11 protein-coding genes are annotated in these 13,486 nt (G+C 69.4%); all 11 read right to left on the bottom strand.

What is annotated here, in order from left to right:
* Window positions 1-5: 5 nt before the first annotated feature.
* The gene (locus IBX62_03180) at window positions 6-2,048 is read right to left on the bottom strand and encodes an HD domain-containing protein (protein ID MBE0476085.1); all 2,043 of its coding nucleotides are present in this window, start codon (window positions 2,046-2,048) and stop codon (window positions 6-8) included.
* 144 nt (window positions 2,049-2,192) lie between these two features.
* The gene (locus IBX62_03185; GenBank protein MBE0476086.1) at window positions 2,193-3,674 is read right to left on the bottom strand and encodes a HAMP domain-containing histidine kinase; all 1,482 of its coding nucleotides are present in this window, start codon (window positions 3,672-3,674) and stop codon (window positions 2,193-2,195) included.
* Window positions 3,675-3,701: 27 nt separating this feature from the next.
* Window positions 3,702-4,379: a response regulator transcription factor gene (locus IBX62_03190; GenBank protein MBE0476087.1), complete on the bottom strand. Its 678-nt coding sequence runs from the start codon at window positions 4,377-4,379 to the stop codon at window positions 3,702-3,704.
* 83 nt (window positions 4,380-4,462) lie between these two features.
* Window positions 4,463-5,488 carry an aspartate-semialdehyde dehydrogenase gene (locus IBX62_03195; protein ID MBE0476088.1) on the bottom strand — a complete coding sequence of 342 codons (1,026 nt, stop codon included), beginning with the start codon at window positions 5,486-5,488 and terminating at the stop codon, window positions 4,463-4,465.
* Complete coding sequence (locus tag IBX62_03200; protein MBE0476089.1) at window positions 5,488-6,747, bottom strand: aspartate kinase; 1,260 nt, start codon at window positions 6,745-6,747, stop codon at window positions 5,488-5,490. Before IBX62_03200 ends, IBX62_03195 begins: the two co-directional genes overlap by 1 nt.
* A gap of 85 nt (window positions 6,748-6,832) precedes the next feature.
* On the bottom strand, window positions 6,833-9,388 hold the full coding sequence (locus tag IBX62_03205) for an HD domain-containing protein (GenBank protein MBE0476090.1): 2,556 nt from the start codon (window positions 9,386-9,388) through the stop codon (window positions 6,833-6,835).
* A gap of 38 nt (window positions 9,389-9,426) precedes the next feature.
* Window positions 9,427-10,287, bottom strand: coding sequence for a phosphate ABC transporter substrate-binding protein (locus IBX62_03210; GenBank protein ID MBE0476091.1), 861 nt, complete (start codon window positions 10,285-10,287; stop codon window positions 9,427-9,429).
* Window positions 10,288-10,424: 137 nt separating this feature from the next.
* Window positions 10,425-11,357 carry a pyruvate ferredoxin oxidoreductase gene (locus tag IBX62_03215; GenBank protein ID MBE0476092.1) on the bottom strand — a complete coding sequence of 311 codons (933 nt, stop codon included), beginning with the start codon at window positions 11,355-11,357 and terminating at the stop codon, window positions 10,425-10,427.
* Between the two features lie 12 nt (window positions 11,358-11,369).
* Window positions 11,370-12,560, bottom strand: coding sequence for a pyruvate ferredoxin oxidoreductase (gene porA, locus IBX62_03220; GenBank protein ID MBE0476093.1), 1,191 nt, complete (start codon window positions 12,558-12,560; stop codon window positions 11,370-11,372).
* Window positions 12,561-12,872 (bottom strand): 4Fe-4S binding protein, encoded by a 312-nt coding sequence (locus tag IBX62_03225; protein MBE0476094.1) that lies wholly within the window; start codon window positions 12,870-12,872, stop codon window positions 12,561-12,563.
* 23 nt (window positions 12,873-12,895) lie between these two features.
* Window positions 12,896-13,471 (bottom strand): 2-oxoacid:acceptor oxidoreductase family protein, encoded by a 576-nt coding sequence (locus IBX62_03230; protein ID MBE0476095.1) that lies wholly within the window; start codon window positions 13,469-13,471, stop codon window positions 12,896-12,898.
* Window positions 13,472-13,486 lie beyond the last annotated feature (15 nt).

A 13,486-nucleotide genomic window follows, 5' to 3' on the forward strand; every position in this document is an offset into this window, starting at 1 on the left:
GCGGGCTATGCGGGCAGGCCGGGCTCACTGCCGACCTGGCGGAACAGCCCGGTCAATCCCGCCCCCTCCACGCGGCGCAGAGCCGAGGTGAACGCCTCGACGACGAGGGGGTCGAACTGCGTGCCGGAGGCCGCAGCGAGCTCGGCCTCGGCGACCGCGGGTGGCAACGCCCCACGGTAGGGGGTGTCCGCGCACATGGACGCATAGGCGTCCGCCACGGCCAGTATCCGCGCGAGCAGCGGGATCTGCGGACCGGCCAACCCCATCGGGTAGCCCCGGCCGTCCCACCGCTCGTGGTGGTGGAGCACGACGGGCGCCACGGCGTTGAGGTACTCCACCTGCTCGATCAGCGACGCGCCGATCCGGCAGTGACGACGCACCTCCGCCATCTCCTCCTCCGACAGACGCGTCGGCTTCAGCAGGATCGCCTCGGAGACGCCGATCTTGCCGACGTCGTGCACGAGCCCGGCGAGCCGCAACAGCTCCAGGTCGTCGGCGGGAAGCTCCATCTCCTCACCGATGAGCAGCGCGAACCCCATCACCTCGCCGGCGTGGCCGGGCTCCATGCCCTCGCCCGAGTCGAGCGCGGCAGACAGCAGTTCGAGGGTGTGGGCGTAGTCCTTCGCGATGCTCTGCACGCGCGCGGAGCGGTCGAACGCCGCGGCCACCTGCGCCGCGAGCCGCTCGAGCAGCCTCCGGTCGTCTTCGTCGAAGCCGTCCGGGGCATATCGGGCTGCGAACAGGCGACCCGCGACGGCTCCATCCGCGACCAGCGGCGAGCTGAGGGTGGTCCACTCGCGCGGTCCTACCGGCCGGTCCACGACCTCCCCGAGGTGCGAGACGATCTCCACGGCCGGTGATGGCGCGCCCGGCCCGCCGACCTCGGCGAGAAGGGCGTCCACCTCGGCCCGCGCCACCTGCCCGCGTACGACCAGCACCGTCCGGCGGGATCCGTCATGGGTCAGTAGGACTCCGCCCGCAGAGAACTCGAGCGCCTTCTCGAGAAGGCTGGCGGCCAACGGCGCGATCTCGCGCGCCTCCGGGCAGCCCCGGCTCAGCAGGCGCGCTACCTCGTTGACGTGCATGAGCTCGACGATCTCCCGCTCGCGCCGCTCCCGCCCCAAAGCGACGTCCAGAGCGACGGTCGCGAACGCCGCGAACCGCTCGAGGGCTTCGAGCGACCGCACCCCGCCGCCGTCGGCCGGCACGTCCACGGAGAGCGCGCCGATCCTTCCGGCCTCGGCCGTCAGCGGAACGTACAGCGTCAGCCCTCCCGCCGGCCCTCGCGAGGACGGCGACGAGGCGACGGCGGAGCGCCCGGACTCGGAGGCACGGCGCAGGCCGTCGAGGACCGCGGGGCACGGGTCGCCTTCCTCGGCCACCACTCTCAGCCGGCCGCTCTCCGGGCACAAGAGCGCCAGGCACCCGCGGGATCCGCCGAGGAGCGTCAGCGCGTGAGAGAGCGCCCACGAGGGCACCGACCCCGGACCACCGCTGAGCAGAGCGTCGTCGGACAGCAGGGACGAGAGCGTTCCGAGCAGCGTCGCGTCCTCCTCGGCGCGCTCGGACAGGGAGACGTTCTCGAAGAGGGACCGGGCCTGGTGCAGCACCATCTCCTCGATCGCGGCGATGCGGCGTCTCGCGATCACCGGCACCCCTCGGAGGATCGCGCGCATCGCGTCGCGCGTCAGGCCCCGCGACACGAGCCGTTCTCCGAGCGCCCTTCGTTCCGCTGCCGAGGTGACGAAGCCGCAGACGAGCAGCCGGGCGACGAGGCGGTCCTCGTGGACGAGCGGCAGGAGGCGGTACGGAGTCCCGCCGAGGCATCCTCCCGGGCCCTCGCACAGGCAGCGGAAGCGTTCGCGCGCGCTGTCGCCCTCGGCCGCGACGTCGCAGTAGCCCGCCCGCGGGCCGCTGGAGACGACCAGGTCCGCTTCGGGGTCGATGACCAGAACGCTCACCCCGAGCGCCTCGTACCAGGCCTCCAGTGCACCTCGCCACTCCGGCGAGAGGAACGCGGCTGATATGAACGCTTGGAAGTCCCGCACGAGGGCCTCCGATGACGCCTGCGACCGTCTACCGATTATCGGCTCGCCCGAGCGGCTCCTTAGCCCTCCCGTGACGTGCGGCACACCGGAAGCGCTGTTCGGGGGACGAACGGTCGATCCCCGTCGCGAACGGACCGGGTGCGATCAGGTCCTGCCACGGGGAAGGCGTACGACGAACGTGCTCCCCTGGCCCACGGTGCTGCGCACCTCCATGCGCCCACCGCTGGTCTCCACGATCCTCTTCGCGATCGAGAGCCCCAATCCGAAGCCCCCGGTCTGTTTCGACCTCGACGAGTCGGCGCGGTAGAAGCGTTCGAAGATACTCGCCAGGTCCTCCTCGGAGATGCCCTGGCCGGTGTCCGAGACCTCCACCACCACGTCCTCGCGCTTGCGCCGCGTCGCGACCTGCACCCGCCCGCCGGAGGGTGTGAACTTGGCCGCGTTGTCCACGAGGATCGACACCGCGTCCTCGATGCGCTCCGGGTCCCCCACCATCATCAACTGGCCCTCTTCGGGCCCGACGAAGTCGAGGCCCTTGTCGAGGTAGCGGGTCGCAGCCGCCGCGAGCACCTCGCGGGCCCGCACGTTGAGGTCGAAGCGCTCCTGCTTGAACTCGGAGGCCTGGCCGCTACGTATGAGCGAGAGCAGATCGGCCGTGAGACGGGCCATGCGGCGCGACTCCCGGTCGATCGCCTTTATCGCCTCCTCCCTCAGCGCAAGGTCGTCGGCGCCCCACACGCGAAGGATGTTCACGTAGCCTCGGATGCCCGCGACCGGGGTCGCGAGCTCGTGGCTGGCGTCGGCGACGAAGCGCGCCTGCGTCGCGGACCGCTGCTGAAGGCGCCCGACGAGCTTGTTGAGCGACCGGGCGAGGTCGCCCACCTCGTTGTGACCCATATCCGGAAGGCGCACATCGAGCTGACCGGCGTCGATGGAGTCGGCGGCCTCGCGCAGCACGTCCACGCGGCTGAGCACGAGCCCGACCGTGACCTGCATCATCAGCACGCTGGCGAACATCGTGACGATCGCGAGACCCGCCATCGGCCGGCGCAGCGCGTCGACGACGGCCTCCTCGCGGCGGGCGTCGTACACCACGTCCAGCACCGCCCGCTTCCCCCCGGGGAGGTCGAAGGGGACGTGCACGATGAAGTTGCCCAGCTCGGCCCTGAAGAACAGTCCGGTGAGCAGGTGCCCCGGCTCGTGCTCCATCGCGATCGTCCGGTGCTGGTCCAGCGCGGTCCGGCGCGCCTGGCGGTGGTCGCCGACGAGCGCGGCGTCCCCGCTGTACCAGTACAACTCGTCGTCGGGGCCGTACAAGGCGAACTCCCCGAGCGCCGTGTCGCCGGTCCTCAGGTCCTGGATGCTGCGCATCACCTGGCGCTCGGCCTCCGCGTCCCGGTTCTCGAGGGGGACCCCGCGCAGTGCGGCCGAGATCTTGGCGTCGGTCACCTGCCCCTTCATGCGCTTGGCGGCCGCCTCGGCGATGGCCAGCGTCATCCTCTCGGCCGACGTCTCCATGCCGCGGGACACCACGAGATAGCCCGTGACGGCGACGACGCTGACGAAGACGAGCGCGACGAGCGCGGACACGAGGAAGAGCCAGCGCCTCAGGGAAGAGCGGTGCATGCCACCCCTCACGCCCCTAGCCTGGCGTCACTTGGCGAAGAAGTAGCCGACGCCGCGGATCGTCTGGATGGTCGAGTTGTCCCGGTCGCCGATCTTGTTGCGCAGGTGGCATACGAAGACCTCGATGACGTTGGAGTCGGTCGCGTGCTGGTTGCGCCAGACGTTGCTGAGGATCTCGTCACGCGAGACGACGCGTCCCGCGTTCGCAACGAGGTAGTGCAGGAGATCGAACTCCTTGGCGGTGAGGTCCAGGGCCCTCCCCTGGAACGACGCGCTACGCTTGTCCATGTCGATCTCGACGCCGGAGGCGGAGAAGACGGTGCGCCCGCGTTCCCTGTCCGAGCGCTTGAGCAACGCGCGCACGCGCGAGAGCAGCTCGGGGATCTCGAAGGGCTTGCGCAAGTAGTCGTCGGCACCGGCTTCGAAGCCCGAGACGACGTCGCGCGTCTCTGCACGCGCCGTGAGCATCAGGATGGGGACCTGCGACCCCTTCTCCCGCAACGTGCGCGCCACGTCGATGCCGTCGATCTCGGGCAGCATGAGGTCGAGGATCATCAGGTCGGGCTCACCCTCGGCCACCGCTTCCAGGGCCTTGCGGCCGTCCTCGGCCTTGCGGACCGAGTACCCTGCATGCTCCAACTCGAGCTCGACGAAGCGCGCGATCGTGGCGTCGTCCTCGACGACGAGGACTTCGGCTCCGCTCATCACTCCTCCTGTTGGCGAGGCCGGCCGCGCGGCCTTTCTCGCGCGGCCGTTCCAGAGACCCGGCATCGCCTCCGCTTGCGATTCTACTCGCCCAGCAGAGACTCCGCTATCTGCACGGCATTGAGCGCCGCTCCCTTGCGCAGCTGGTCGGCCACGACCCAAATCGCCAGGCCGTGGGGGACGCTCACGTCGGCCCTGATCCTCCCGATGTGCACGTCGTCCGTCCCCTGCACCGAAGCCGGCATCGGGTACTCCCCGCAACCCGGCTCGTCGACTACGGAGATGCCCGGGGCGGCCTCGAGCGCTGCCCGCGCCTCCTCGACGCCCACCGGCGAGGAGAACTCGATGTTCAGCGCCTCGGAGTGGCAGCGCAGCACCGGCACCCGCACGCAGTTGGCGGCGATCTCCAGCTCGGGCGCATGGAGGATCTTCTTGGTCTCCACGACCATCTTCCACTCCTCCTTCGTCGAGCCGTCGGAGAGGAAGACGTCGATCTGCGGGATGCAGTTGAACGCGATGCGGTGGGGCAGCGCCTCCGGTATGGGCTCGCGACCGTCGAGCACGTCGCGGCTCTGGGAGACCAGCTCGTCCATGGCCGCCTGCCCCGCGCCCGACGCCGCCTGGTACGTAGAGACCACGACGCGGCTGATCGGCGCGAGGTCGTGAAGCGGTTTGAGCGCGACGACCATCTGTATCGTCGAGCAGTTGGGGTTAGCCACGACCCCGGTGTGCCACGAGAGGTCCTCGGCGTTGACCTCCGGCACGACCAGCGGCACGCCATCGTCCATCCTGAACGCCGAGGAGTTGTCGACCACCACGCAACCCGCCTCCGCGGCGGCAGGTGCCAGAGCGGTGGAGACGGATGCGCCGGCCGAGAAGAGCGCGAGGTCGACGCCGTGGAACGACGCCTCCGTCATCTCCTCCACCACGAGCTCGCCCCCCCCGAAGGCAAGCTTCCGCCCCGCGGAGCGGGCGGACGCGAGCGCGACCACCCGCCGGGCTGGGAAACCGCGCTCCTCGAGCACGAGCAGCATCTCGCGGCCCACGGCTCCCGTTGCGCCGGCCACCGCCACGACGGGCCGCGAGGGCAGCGTGCGGCCGGCATCCATCAGGAGCCCTCCGCGGCGGGAGGCGCCGATTCGGAGACCACGTCGGCCTCCTCCAGCCCGAACGCGCGATGCAGCGCGCGCACGGCGGCGGCCACCTGCTCCCCGCCGATCACGCACGATATGCGGATCGAGGAGGTCGAGATCATGTCGATGTTCACGCCGGAGTCCGCCAGGGTGGAGAACATCTTCGCCGCCACGCCCGTGTGGGTCCTCATGCCCGCGCCCACGAGCGAGACCTTGGCGATCGACTCGTCGACCGACCACGTCCTGGCCCCCAGCTCGGCCACGACGTCCCCGACCGCGCGCCGGGCGCGCGGGAGGTCCTCCCTCGGCACGGTGAAGGAGATGTCCGTCGTCCCCCTCTCGGAGACGTTCTGGATGATCATGTCGACGTTCACGTTGGCCTCGGCCATCCTGCCGAAGACCTCGGCGGCCACGCCGGGCCGGTCGGGGACGTCGCGGATGGTGACCTTTGCCTCCGAGGTGTCGTGCGTCACCCCGGAGATGATGGCCTGTTCCATCGACCGATCGACCTCCTTGACGATGGTACCTGGCTCGTCGTTGAAACTGGATCGCACGTGCAGCACGACGCGGTGGTTGCGCGCGAACTCCACCGAGCGCAGCTGCAGGACGCGTGCGCCCGAGGCCGCCATCTCCAGCATCTCCTCGTACGAGACCGCCTTGAGCTTGCGGGCCCTCGGGACCGTCCTGGGGTCGGCCGAGTAGATCCCGTCGACGTCCGTGTAGATCTCGCAGACATCGGCGCCCACGCCGGCGGCGATCGCCACGGCGGTGGTGTCCGACCCGCCCCGGCCCAGCGTCGTGATCTCCCCCTCCTCGGTGACTCCCTGGAACCCCGCGACGATCACGATCCTCCCGGCGCGCAGCGCGTCGAGCACGCAGTCCGCCCGCACCTGCAGGATCTTCGCCTTGGTGTGACCCGCGTCGGTGAGGATGCCGACCTGGGGGCCGGTGAAGGAGATCGCCTCGTGGCCGAGCGAGTGGATCGCCATCGCCAGCAGCGCTATCGTCACCTGCTCGCCGGTGGCGAGCAGCATGTCCATCTCGCGCTCAGGGGGCTCGGAAGTGATGCCCCTCGCGAGCTCCAGCAGTTCGTCCGTCACGTCTCCCATGGCCGATACCACGGCCACCACCTCGTCGCCGGATTCCTTGCGGGCGACGAGGCGCCGAGCCACGCTCCGTATGCGCTCCGTCGAGGCGACGGAGCTGCCGCCGAACTTGGTGACCACCAGTGCCATCGCGCCTCCGCGTCCCGCCCCGCCGCCGGGAGGAGCGCCGAGGTCCGGGATAGTGTAGCACCGCGGGGGGCCGAGGGACGGGAGGTCAGGCGCTCTCGCGCAGCTGCAGCACGGAGGCGACCGAGCGCATGCGCTCCGAGAGGTCCGAGAGCGCCTGGGCGTAGAAGTGCTCCACGAGGGTGTGCCCGGAGGTGTGCTCCATCAGGACGACCATGCGGTCGATCACCTCGGTCATCACCGCCATGTGCTCCGCCGGGTCGGACCCGTCCGTGCGCAGCGAGAAGTGGCCGTGGCGGACGACGCACGGCATCCCCTTCTCGGCGCACGACTCGTTGAGCTGCCGCTCGAGGTTCGCGGCGAGGCGCGGACCACCGAGGCGCCTGAACTCGGCGAACATGCCGTCGCACAGCGCGACGAACGTGGCGTGCAGCTCCTCGGGCTGGAGATCGCCGAGTGCCGGCTGCTCCTCGGCGGAGGCCCTGTCGCCACGTTCCGCCTCGAGGATGCCGACGAACGCCTCGACCACCTTCGGGTCGAACTGCGTCCCGGAGCACCGTCGCAGCTCCTCGATCGCCTCGTCACCGCTCCTGCCGGGCCTGTAGGGGCGGTCCGAGACCATGGCCTCGTAGGAGTCGGCGACCGAGAGTATCCGGGCCAGCAACGGGATCTCCTCGCCGCGCAGCCCCGCGGGATAGCCGCGGCCGTCCCAGTGCTCGTGATGGTGCCGGACCACCGGCGCGATCGGCCACGGGAACGCGACGGGCTTGAGGATGTTCGCCCCGATGAGCGGGTGGTGCCGCATCTGCCCCATCTCCGCCTCCGTGAGACGGCCGGGCTTCATCAGGATCTCCTCGCGTATCCCGATCTTGCCGATGTCGTGCAGGTAGGCCGCCATCTCCAGGGCGATCCGCTGCTCCGCCGACAGTCCGAGGCGCTCGCCGATGCGCACCGCCAGGGACGCCACCTTGTCGGAGTGACCGCGGGTGAACGGGTCCTTGGCATCCACGGCCTCGGCGAGCGAGCGGACCGTGGCCAGGTAGGCATCCTGCAGACTCAGGAAGAGCTCGATGTTGCCGATCGCGATCGAGACATGGTTCGCGATCGTCGAGAGCAGGCGGACGTCCTCGGCGGAGAAGCGGACGGCGGGGTTGTGGCTGCCGATGGTGATGGTACCGATCACCCCTTCCGACGTCGTCAGCGGGACACACAGCGCGGCGCTGGCGCCGGTCATGGGATCCGCTTCGTGCGGCACCTCGTCGGTGGGGTTGAAGATGAGCGGCCTCCCCTCGCGGACGACCCACTCCGACATGGAGCTGCGGACCGTCCTTTCGGGAGTGCGGCCGACCGCGCCACGCGAGGTCTTGAGGACGAAGCGGCCCGAGTCCTTCTCGCGAAGGGTCACGTAGCCGGAATCCACGTTGAAGATCCTCATCGCGGCATCGAGCACCGACTCGAGCAGCGCGTCCAGGTCGAAGGTGGAGCCCAGCGAGCGGCTCATCTCGTAGAGCGTGGCGAGCTCGAGCACCTTCTTGGTGAGCGACTCGGTGCGCTCCCGCAGCGAGTCGGTCATCTGGTTGAAGCTGACGGCCAGGTCCGTGATCTCGTTGGCGCCCTCGGTGACGGCCGTGGCCGCGAAGTCGCCCTCGGCCACGCGCCTCGATATGGACGCAAGGCTCGCCAGGGGGCGGGAGACGCGTCTGGCGACCCAGTTCCCCAGCCATACGAGCACGCACACGGCGAAGGCCGACCACATCAGGATCAGCGCCGTGGTCGTGCCGCGCGCCTGAGCGGTCACGTCGGTGCTCATGATCGACATGACGCGGATCCGGCTGTCGGTCGGGTCGTCCTCCAGCAGCATGTCCCCTATGCGAACCCTGTACCTCGAGCCCCCGACCTCGAGGTCGTAGGTGCGCGTCTCACGGGGACCGAGGTCCAACGCGGCCAAGCCCTTGAGCCGCGGGTCGTCCACTATCACCTCTCGCAGCGCGTCGTTGTGGGGGTCGGTGCCGACCGAGGCGGCGACGTGGCCGCGGCCGGGCAGCGACAAGCAGTACGACGCCCCGGACCCCTCGGTGAGCACGTCCAGGAACGCATCGTCGATCCTGCGGGTGAGCGCGAGCGTATGTACGGTGTCGTCCGTCCCTCCCATCGGCTCGAACGCCGTCAGCGTCGGCACCCCGCCGAGCTCGATGAAGACGACGTGGCTCATCATCAGCGCCACGTAGGTCCGGTCCGCCGGACGGAGCGGTGAGTCGCCGGGCTTCAGCGACAGGGCCCCGGTGGTCGAGACCACCCGGCCCTCGCCGTCCAGCAGCATCAGGTTGTCGGTCTTCAGTGCTCCGTTGGTGACGGCGAGGACGGCGGTGATAGCTCCGGGATCCCCCGTCCTGACCCGCTCCTTCAGCTGCGGGTTCTCGGCGGCGATCTTCGCGGTGCGCGACAGGGTGGCGGCGTCGACGGCGAGCGCGCTCTCCACGCTCTCGGCAGCCGCCGCGGCGGAGACGTCGACCCAGTCGTCGATCAACCTGGACAGCAGGTAGACCGCGAGCACCGTCGCGACTATCCCGACGACGACCGAGGCCACGACCAGGGGCATGACGATCTGGTTGTGAAGGTGTCGCCCGAAGATGGATCTTCGCATCTGCTCCTCGCGGACTCCGCCGCCGGCCCAGCCTGCCCTTACGGTCCCCCCACCGGAGGCGCGTAACCCCTCGAGCTCATCATCTCGACGGTCTCGTCGCTGCGCGCCCATCGCAGGAACGCGCGTATCCCGTCGGAGGGCTGCACTCTGGTCACCACACCCAGAGGCCTGATCACCTTGTAGCTTCCGTCCTCGATGCTCGCCACGGAGGCCTCCACCCCGTCGAGCTCGAGGCGGCGCACGGGGATGTCGCGCGAGAGGGCGTACCCGAGCGAGAAGTAGCCTATCGCCCCGGGGGTCTTCTCGAGACCGTCCACCATGTCGGGCTCGTAGAACAGGTTCACGGCCCTGTCGGTCACCCTCAGGTCGCCGATGACGTACTTGCGAAGGATGATCTTGGCCGACTCGTCCTCGTTGCGGTCGAGCACGGTGATCGCGAGGTCCGGGCCGCCGAGCTCGGACCAGTCCCTGTGATCGCCGCGGTATATCGCCTTGACCTGCTCGGTGGTCAGGCCGTCGATCGGAACGTCCCGGTGTACCGCGAGGATGAGTCCGTCGCTGGACAGCGCGGTGTAGAGCAGGCCGAGCTTCTTCTCCTCGTCGGTGAGCTCGCGGGAGACCATGCCGAGGTCGAGGTCGCCGTTGGCGACCCCTTTGATGCCGCCCCCGGAGTGGAGTCCGGGCAGGAACGAGAACTCGATGTCGCCGCCCTGGTACTCATCGGCGAGGATCTGGACGAGCGGGCGGCACGTACCGGAGCCGGAGACGCGCACGCTCACCCGCTCGCGCTTCTCGCCGCCCGCGCCGACCTCCTGTTGGGAACAGCCCCCGCCGATGAGCGCGAGGAGCGCGAAGCAGCATGCGACCGCGACCGCGCGCCGCTGCAGACCGGAACGCATCGGCACCCTCCCCGCCTCGGCTCACCCCTCGGAACCTATCGGATTCTAGCATCGAACGGCCGCCCGGGTCGTCCCCGCGGCGCGGCACCGCTCGGCCGGCGCCGGCATCAGCGGCGCCCGAACGCGCGACCGCTCCTTCAGCTTCGCTCGACGCGACCGACGACGTAGTCCCATTGCCGGTCGACCTCGGCCTGCACTGCGGCGAGCACCTCGGCGTTCTCGGGCTTGAAGAGATGCTTGAACCGGCCTTGCGGCTTGAGGAACTCCTCGACCGGTTTGCGGCTGTGGACCTTGACGGTCTGACGCCAGACACCGTCCTCGACCTCGAACAGCGGCCAGAACCCCGTCTGCACGGCGAGCTTGGCGATCTCGATCGTCTTGTTGTAGGCGATGCGCCAGCCGCGCGGGCACGGCGCGAAGACGTTCAGGAACGCCGGGCCCTCGACCGCGAACGCCTTCTCGGCCTTGGCGGTGAGGTCCTTCCAGTGACTGACGGAAGCCTGCGCGACGTAGGGGATGTTGTGCGCCGCCATGATCGAAGTCAGGTCCTTGCGGGGCTGGACCTTGCCGGCCTGCGCCTTCCCGACCTCGGCGGTGGTCGCCCACGCGCCCATCGGCGTGGCCGAGGACCTCTGGATGCCGGTGTTCATGTACGCACCGTTGTCGTAACACACGTACACCATGTCGTGCCCGCGCTCCATCGCCCCGGAGAGCGACTGCAACCCGATGTCGTACGTCCCGCCGTCACCGCCGAAGGCGACGAACTTCATCTTCTTGTCGGCAGGGATCTTGCCGGCGCGCTTCAGCGCCTTGAAAGCGGACTCGACGCCGGAGACGGTCGCCGCGGAGTTCTCGAAGGCGTTGTGGATGAAGGGTGTCTTCCACGAGGAGTAGGGATAGATGGTCGTCGACACCTCGAGGCAACCCGTGGCACAGCCCGCCACGACGGGCACGCCGCCTACGCCCAGCATCACCTGGCGTACCGCTACCGAGGCACCGCACCCGGCGCACAGGCGGTGGCCGCCCTCGAGGAGGTCCTCGCGGTGCGTGAGCTCTTTGAGATTCGCCATGTCACGTACCTCCTATCGGGCGCCGAGGTAGACGAGACCCTCGGGCCCCGTGGCCCCGGCCGCCATCCCGGCGAGGTCGTCGTAGACCTCGCGGATGAGCTCGAGGCGCACGTCGGCGCCGCCGAGACCGTAGATGTAGTCGACGACGGGCACGCGACGGTCCAGGTCGTACAGCGCGCTGCGAACCTCCAGGAACAGAGGTCCTCCCTCAGCGCCGAAGCTCTCGGCCCGGTCGAGCACGGCGACCGCCTTCATGCCCTTCAGCATCGCGGCCAGCTCCGCGTACGGGAACGGCCTGAAGCAGCGTACCTTCACCACGCCGGCCTTGACGCCGGTCCCGCGCAGCTCGCGCGCTACGTGCCGCGCGTTGCCGGCGGTCGACCCGATGACCACCACGGCGACGTCGGCGTCGTCCATGCCCCACGCCTCCAGCTTGCCGAACGGCCTCCCCGACAGCCTCTCGAACTCCTCACCGACGTCACGGATGACCTCGCGGGACCGCTCCATCGCCTCGCGCTGGGCCTTCTTGAACTCGAAGAACGGCCCGCCGAGTCCCGCGAACGAGCCGTGCGTGACCGGGTGCTCGTAGTCGAGCAGCGTGTGCTCGGCGGGCTCGTACTCACCGACGAACGCCTTCACGCTCTCGTCGTCGAGCATCCGCGCACGGTCGATCGAGTGGGTGGTGATGAAGCCGTCGAGGCAGGACATCACCGGCAGGAGCACGTCGGGGTGCTCGGCGATCCGGACGGCCATGATCGTGTTGTCGTAGGCCTCCTGCGCCGTCTCGGCGAAGAGCATCACCCAGCCCGTGTCGCGGCTCCCCATGACGTCGCTGTGGTCGCAGTGGATGTTGATCGGCGCCGAGAGCGCGCGGTTGGCATTCGCCATGACGATCGGCAGCCGCATCCCGGAAGCTATGTGCAGCACCTCCCACATCAGCGCGAGGCCCTGCGAGGAGGTCGCCGTCATGACCCGTGCCCCGGCGGCCGACGCGCCGACGCAGGCGCTCATCGCGGAGTGCTCGGACTCGACGGTCACGTACTCCGTGTGCACGCGGCCCTGCGCCACGAACCGGGCGAACTCCTCGACGATCGTCGTCTGGGGGGTGATCGGATAGGCCGCCATGACGTCCGGAGCGCACTGCCGCATCGCCTCGGCCACCATCACGTTGCCCGTGGTCGCCAGCGTCTTCTGCTCGGCCATCTACTCCTCCTCCCCCATCGCGCACGCCACCTCGTTCGCCATGCGGATCGCGTCGGCCGGGCACTCGTTCGCGCACACGCCGCATCCCTTGCAGTGGTCGAGGTTGAACGTCGTCACCTTCTCGTCCTCGACGTTGATCGCGGAGTCGGGGCAGAAGATCCAGCACAGCAGGCACTGGGTGCACTTCTCCTCGTCACGGATGGGGCGCTCTGAGCGCCACCCGCCGGTGACGTAGTCGCGCGAGCTGCCGGAGTCGGGGATGACGGCGCCGCGCGGGAACTCCTCGCACTTCCACTCGTCGATCCGCGATATGTCCCACTTCCTCTTCTCGTCCGTCACGCCACGGTCACCTCCTCGTAGGCACGGGTGACCGACGCGATGTTCGCGTCGATCACCTCCCGTGAGAACTTCTTGCCGAAGGCCTTCGCGAGGTGGTCGTTGACCTGGGCCAGGTCGAACAGCCCCGTGACCTTCGCAAGCGCACCCACCATCGGGGTGTTGGGTATGTCGCGCTTGAGCGTAGCGAGCGAGATGCCGGAGGCGTCCACTGAGGCGACCCTCGCGGTGTCCGGCACGCCGAGCTCGTCGCGCACCGCGTCCGGGGCCTTGCACGTGTTCACGATCACGACGCCGTCGTCCGGCATCCCCTCGGTGACGTCGACGATGTTGAGCAACGTCTCGTCGAGCACGATCACCACGTCGGGATGCTCGATGTTGCAGTGGATGTCGATCGGTTCTCCGCTGATCCGGGTGAACGCCTTGATGGGGGCGCCCATGCGCTCCGGCCCGTACTCCGGCATCGCCTGCATGAACAGGTCCTGCTCGAGCGCGGTCTCCGCCACGAGCTTCGCGGCCGTGACCGCGCCCTGGCCGGCGCGCGCATGCCAACGGATCTCCGTCAGCTGCTGCATGTCTCTCCCCTTCCT

The organism is Coriobacteriia bacterium, assembly GCA_014859305.1.
Classification (GTDB): Bacteria; Actinomycetota; Coriobacteriia; order Anaerosomatales; family Kmv31; genus Kmv31.

What these genes read in the sequence shown, in the direction of transcription:
- IBX62_03200 (MBE0476089.1), bottom strand. Translation starts at nt 6,747, where the DNA reads ATGGCACTGGTGGTCACCAAGTTCGGCGGCAGCTCCGTCGCCTCGACG.
- IBX62_03190 (MBE0476087.1), bottom strand. Translation starts at nt 4,379, where the DNA reads ATGAGCGGAGCCGAAGTCCTCGTCGTCGAGGACGACGCCACGATCGCG.
- IBX62_03185 (MBE0476086.1), bottom strand. Translation starts at nt 3,674, where the DNA reads ATGCACCGCTCTTCCCTGAGGCGCTGGCTCTTCCTCGTGTCCGCGCTC.
- IBX62_03210 (MBE0476091.1), bottom strand. Translation starts at nt 10,287, where the DNA reads ATGCGTTCCGGTCTGCAGCGGCGCGCGGTCGCGGTCGCATGCTGCTTC.
- IBX62_03215 (MBE0476092.1), bottom strand. Translation starts at nt 11,357, where the DNA reads ATGGCGAATCTCAAAGAGCTCACGCACCGCGAGGACCTCCTCGAGGGC.
- IBX62_03230 (MBE0476095.1), bottom strand. Translation starts at nt 13,471, where the DNA reads ATGCAGCAGCTGACGGAGATCCGTTGGCATGCGCGCGCCGGCCAGGGC.
- IBX62_03205 (MBE0476090.1), bottom strand. Translation starts at nt 9,388, where the DNA reads ATGCGAAGATCCATCTTCGGGCGACACCTTCACAACCAGATCGTCATG.
- IBX62_03195 (MBE0476088.1), bottom strand. Translation starts at nt 5,488, where the DNA reads ATGGATGCCGGCCGCACGCTGCCCTCGCGGCCCGTCGTGGCGGTGGCC.
- porA (MBE0476093.1), bottom strand. Translation starts at nt 12,560, where the DNA reads ATGGCCGAGCAGAAGACGCTGGCGACCACGGGCAACGTGATGGTGGCC.